The 5,348-nt window shown below is 71.7% G+C and carries 4 protein-coding genes; 3 read left to right on the forward strand and 1 reads right to left on the reverse strand.

The genetic code is table 11. The features are described 5' to 3' along the window. Positions 1-132: 132 nt before the first annotated feature. A complete protein-coding gene (locus ACFVIM_RS32365; RefSeq protein WP_384309102.1) occupies positions 133-1,569 on the reverse strand; it encodes a CitMHS family transporter in 1,437 nt (478 codons plus the stop codon). 393 nt (positions 1,570-1,962) lie between these two features. Between ACFVIM_RS32365 and hmgA the strand changes: the two genes are divergently transcribed. Genes hmgA through ACFVIM_RS32380 form a run of 3 tightly spaced genes read left to right on the forward strand, consistent with a single transcriptional unit; the run spans position 1,963 to position 5,277 of the window. Beyond that, positions 1,963-3,300, forward strand: coding sequence for a homogentisate 1,2-dioxygenase (gene hmgA / locus ACFVIM_RS32370; RefSeq protein ID WP_384309105.1), 1,338 nt, complete (start codon positions 1,963-1,965; stop codon positions 3,298-3,300). A gap of 12 nt (positions 3,301-3,312) precedes the next feature. Continuing rightward, positions 3,313-4,083 (forward strand): GntR family transcriptional regulator, encoded by a 771-nt coding sequence (locus ACFVIM_RS32375; RefSeq protein WP_384309107.1) that lies wholly within the window; start codon positions 3,313-3,315, stop codon positions 4,081-4,083. A 30-nt stretch (positions 4,084-4,113) separates the two neighbouring features. Continuing rightward, entirely contained in the window at positions 4,114-5,277 is a 1,164-nt protein-coding gene (locus tag ACFVIM_RS32380; RefSeq protein WP_384309109.1) for a type ISP restriction/modification enzyme, read from the forward strand. Positions 5,278-5,348: the final 71 nt, after the last annotated feature.

Here is a 5,348-nt window from a genome sequence, read left to right on the forward strand (position 1 = left end):
CCTCTCCCTCGCGGCGGGCCGTCGTCCTTCGGTCCCAGCCTCCCGTCCAGACGGTCCGTCCGGGCGTTCCAGTCCAGACGGTCCGTCCGGAGGCGTTGCGGTCCCGCGTCGCGTCCGGTGTCCCCCCGGGCGTCAGATGATGCCGAAGAGGACTCCGGCCGCGAGAACCACCAGGGAGGTCAGGGCCGCCCACTTCACGGTGAACCGGGTGTGGTCGCCGAACTCGACCTTGGCCATGCCGACGAGGACGTAGACGGCGGGCACCAGCGGGCTGGACATGTGCAGGGCCTGGCCGACGAGGGAGGCGCGGGCGATCTCCAGCGGGGAGACGCCGTGGGCGGCACCGGCCTCGGCGAGCACCGGCAGGACACCGAAGTAGAAGCCGTCGTTGGACATGAAGTAGGTGAGCGGCAGGCTCAGCAGGCCGGTGACGATGGCCATGTGCGGGCCCATGCCCTGCGGGACGGTCTCGACCAGCCAGTCCGCCATGCTCTTGACCATGCCGGTGCCGGTGAGGACTCCGGTGAAGACGGCGGCGGCGAAGACCATGCCCGCGACGTTGAGCACGTTCTCGGCGTGGGCGCCGATCCGCTCCTTCTGCTCGGCCATGTTCGGGTAGTTCACGGTGAGGGCGAGGGCCGCACCCAGCAGGAAGAGCACCGGGATGGGCAGCAGCTCCATGATCATCGCGGTGAGGAGCGCGATGGTGAGTCCGGCGTTGAACCAGTAGAGGCGCGGGCGCAGGGTCGAACGGTTGGGGTCGAGGCCCTGGAAGCCGTCGTCGGCCGCGTCGTCCGCGGAGTCGGTGTCCGTCGTGCCCGCGCCGCCACCGGTCGCGGTGGCACCCTTGCCGCCCTTGCCGGACTTCGCGCCGCCCTTGACCGGGTCACCGGGGCCACCGGCCGTCACCAGGACGGTCTCCTGCTCCGGCTCCGTCACGCGGTCCAGCGTCAGCGTGCCGAGGCGCTTGCGCTCCCGCAGACCGAGGACGTAGGCGAGGATGAAGACGAAGAGCAGCCCGACCAGCAGCGCGGGGATCATCGGCACGAAGATGTCGGCCGCGTCCAGCTTGAGCGCGGTGGCCGCGCGGGCGGTGGGGCCACCCCAGGGCAGCGTGTTCATCACGCCGTTGGCGGTGGCGGCGATACCCGTCATGACGACCAGGCTCATGCCCAGCCGCTTGTAGAGCGGATACATCGCCGAGACGGTGATCATGAAGGTGGTGGAGCCGTCGCCGTCCAGCGAGACGATCGCGGCCAGCAGCGCCGTACCGACCGCGACGCGCATCGGGTCGGCCTTGCAGAACCGCAGGATGCCCCGGACGATCGGGTCGAAGAGACCGACGTCGATCATCACGCCGAAGTAGACGATCGCGAACATCAGCATCGCGGCGGTGGGGGCGAGGTTGCCGACGCCCTCGATGACGTAGTCACCGAGATGGGCCCCCTTGCCGACCAGCACACAGAAGAGTGCGGGGATGAGGACCAGCGCCGCGATGGGCGACATCTTCTTCATCATGATCAGGACCAGGAAGGTCGCGATCATGGCGAAGCCGAGGATTGTCAGCATGGGGGACACCTAACGTTCATCCTTGAACTCCCACCGGAGCGGCGGTCCGGATGACGTTAGGTCCCGTGAATTCCTGTTAACAAGATGTTGACGTGTGAGCAATACGAGCAAAACCCCAGGTCAGCACATATCTGCTAGATCGGGCGCGGTCAGCGGGCCACGCGGCCCCGATCCGGGCGCCTCCGTCACACCTTCCCCAGGCGCACCTCCCGCCCCGTCGCGGATGCCTTCCCACCCCGTCGCGGACGTACACCCGCCGCCATACGACCACCCTCGGGCCCCCCACCCCTCGACGGAGACGGCACCGGAGACACGTCGCGCGGGCCGTTGACGGCTCACCTCCGCAATCCTACGGTTGACCATAGGATTCCTTCGGCCTAGCGGGAGCGGACCATGAACGACATCGACCAGGCACGCAAGAGGGCGAACCAGCTGAACCACTCCCCCGGCTTCGGCAACCAGCACTGCTCCGAGGCGATCCCCGGCGCCCTCCCCCTCGGACGGAACTCCCCCCAGTGCGCCCCCCTCGGCCTCTACGCGGAGCAGCTCAGCGGCTCCGCCTTCACCGAACCCCGCACCCACAACCGGCGCACCTGGCTCTACCGGATCCGCCCCTCGGCCGCCCATCCGCCCCTGCGCCGCACCGGCAACGGCGCCCTGCGCACCGCGCCCTTCACCGAGACCGTCCCCGACCCCAACCGGCTGCGCTGGAATCCCCTGCCCAAGCCCGCACCCGGCACCGACTGGCTCGACGGCCTGTGGACCCTCGGCGGCAACGGGGACGCGGCCCAGCGCGTCGGGATGGCCGTGCACCTCTACCACGCCAACGCCGCCATGGACCGGGTCTTCAGCGACTCCGACGGCGAGCTGCTGATCGTGCCGGAGCACGGCGGGCTGCTGCTCGTCACCGAGCTGGGGGCGCTCGCCGCCCGCCCCGGTGAGATCGCGCTGATCCCCCGCGGGGTCCGGTTCCGGGTCGAACTCCTCGACGAGCGGGCGCGCGGCTATGTCTGCGAGAACTACGGCGCCCCCTTCACCCTCCCCGACCTCGGCCCGATCGGCGCCAACGGGCTCGCCAACGCCCGGGACTTCCTCGCCCCGACGGCGGCCTACGAAGACACCGGGGCCACCGGGGCCACCCCGAGCGACCCGGTGGAGGTCGTCACCAAGTACTGCGGCAACCTCTGGTCCGCCCCCTACGACCACTCCCCCCTCGACGTCGTCGCCTGGCACGGCAACCATGTGCCCTACGTCTACGACCTGCGCCGCTTCAACGTGATGGGGACGATCTCGTATGACCACCCCGACCCCTCGATCTTCACCGTGCTGACCTCCCCGTCCGACACCCCGGGCCTCGCGGGCGTGGACTTCGTGGTCTTCGCGCCCCGCTGGCTGGTCGGCGAGGACACCTTCCGCCCGCCCTACTTCCACCGGAACGTGATGAGCGAGTACATGGGCCTGGTCGAGGGTGCCTACGACGCCAAGGCGGAGGGGTTCGTCCCCGGCGGCAGCTCCCTGCACAACATGATGTCCGCGCACGGGCCCGACCGGGAGACCTTCGACCGGGCGAGCAGCGCCGACCTGCGCCCCCAGAAGATCGACGACGGGATCGCCTTCATGTTCGAGACCCGCTGGCCGCTGACGACCACCGCCCAGGCGGCCGACGCACCCCATCTCCAGCGGGGGTACGACGATGTGTGGCAGGGTCTTGAGCGTCGTTTCATGCCCTGATACGGAGTCCTGGTGACCTCCTCCTTCGCTCCCGACTCCCTGGTCCTGAACCGCAAGCTGCCGCTGTGGTACCAGGTCTCGCAGTCGCTCCGCGCCTCCATACTCGGGCGCGCCCCCGAGTCCTCGCTCCGGCTCCCGACCGAGGAACAGCTCGCCGCCCACTACGGCGTCAGTGTGCTCACCATGCGCCAGGCGCTGAAGGAACTGGAGGAGGAGGGCCTGATCAGCCGCCACCGCCGCCGGGGCACCTTCATCGAACCGGGCGCCCGGCGCGGCGCCCCCCGGCGGCTGCTCGGCTCGATCGACGCGATCGTCGCCCAGCAGTCCGGGGAGCTGACCACGGTCCTGGGCCACGGCCCGGGGCCGCTCCCCGCCGAACTCGCCGAGTTCTACCCCGGACTGCCCGAGGTGGTCACCTTCCGGCGGCTGCGCCGGGACGCCGACAGCGGCGAACCCACCAACTGGGCCGAGAACGCGGTACGCCCCGAGATCGCCGCCCGGATCGACCTGGACGATCTGTGCCGCTGGCCGATGACGAAGGTGCTGCGGGACGCGGTGGGGGTCGGCATCAGCAGGATCACCGACACCGTCGAGGCCACCCTGGCCGACCCGGTCACCGCAGAACTCCTCCAGGTCCCCCTGCTGAGCCCGATCCTCCACTACACCGGTGTCACCTACGACACCGCCGGCCGGGTCGTCGACGTGGCCCGCATCCGCTACCGGGGCGACCGCTTCTCCTTCTCCGTCACCGTCGACGCGGGCTGCGCACCCGGCCCGGGATGAACCCGTCCCCGGTCGGGGAAGATGGTCGCCATGCCGATGCTCGACGAGCTGATGCCGTGGGGGGTGCGCCCGCTGCGCCCCGGACGCCCCTGGGTGATGGCCCCGGACGCCGGTTCCCTGACCGCCCGCTGGGACACGGTGATACGGGCGGAGGGAGCCGCCCAGGACGCGCTCTTCGGGTCCACCCGGGCCCGCACCCCCCGTACCGCCGTCACCCAGCTCCCGGGCCGGCGCACCGGCACGGCGGGGCTCGCCGAGGAGAGGGGCCGCTGCCCGGATCCGGTCCGGATCCTGCACGGCCCCTACGACCAGCGCTGGCTCATCCCCGACCACCGGCTGCTCGATCTGGCCCGCCCCGAGCTGTGGCGGGTCGCCGACGCCCACCAGATCTTCGCCGTGGAGACCGGCCACCCCGGCACTCCCGGCGGGCTCGCCGTGGTGCCGACCGCGCTGCTCCCCGACGGCCACTCCCCGGCCGGGCGCCCCGGCGCGATCCGTCCCCTCTTCCGCCGCCCCGGCGGCCGGGAACCCAACCTCACCCCCGGCCTGCTGCCCGCCCTCACCCAGCGGTACGGAACCGATGTCACCGCCCTCGATCTGCTCGCCTGGATCGTGGCGGCGGCCCACCCCTCACCCACCGGGACGAGGGTTCCGCTCCCGGTCGGCCCGGAGGCGTGGGAGCACGGCGTGGCGCTCGGCCACCGGATGACCCGGGTGTTTCTGCGCGGGGCCCACGGCCGGGACCGGCCCCGGCTGCCCGGCGGGCGCCGCCCCTACGTCCGTACCGCCGTCCCCGCGCGCCCCGAGACGATCGGCTATGACGAGGAGACCGAGACGCTCACGCTCGGCGATGGCCGGATCTCCCCGGTCCCGGGCAGCGCCTGGGCGTTCCGGGTGAGCGGCTCCCGCGTCCTGGAGCTCTGGTTCGCGGACCGTACGGCTCCGGCCGCGCCCGGGACCCTGGAGGCGATCCGGCCCGCCGTCTGGCCCCAGGAGTGGACATCGGACCTGCTGGAGCTGATCACCGTACTGGCGCTGCTGGCCGACCTGGACGCCGAACGCGCCCAACTGGCGCTCGCCCCTGAACTGGCGGCCCTCCCCGAGGTCCCCCCGCCACCCCGCTGGACCCGCCGCCCGGCCTCGGTCCTCGACCACCCGGAGGAGGGCCCGGGCGGCCAGGTCGCCCTGCTGTGACGCTGACGCTCCTCGACGGCACTTCGCACCGCAAGGGCCGTAAACGACAATCACCCCGGGGCGGCCGCAGG

It is taken from the genome of Streptomyces sp. NPDC057638 (assembly GCF_042800315.1).
Taxonomy (GTDB): Bacteria; Actinomycetota; Actinomycetes; order Streptomycetales; family Streptomycetaceae; genus Streptomyces.

What these genes read in the sequence shown, in the direction of transcription:
- hmgA (WP_384309105.1), top strand. Translation starts at nt 1,963, where the DNA reads ATGAACGACATCGACCAGGCACGCAAGAGGGCGAACCAGCTGAACCAC.
- ACFVIM_RS32365 (WP_384309102.1), bottom strand. Translation starts at nt 1,569, where the DNA reads ATGCTGACAATCCTCGGCTTCGCCATGATCGCGACCTTCCTGGTCCTG.
- ACFVIM_RS32380 (WP_384309109.1), top strand. Translation starts at nt 4,114, where the DNA reads ATGCCGATGCTCGACGAGCTGATGCCGTGGGGGGTGCGCCCGCTGCGC.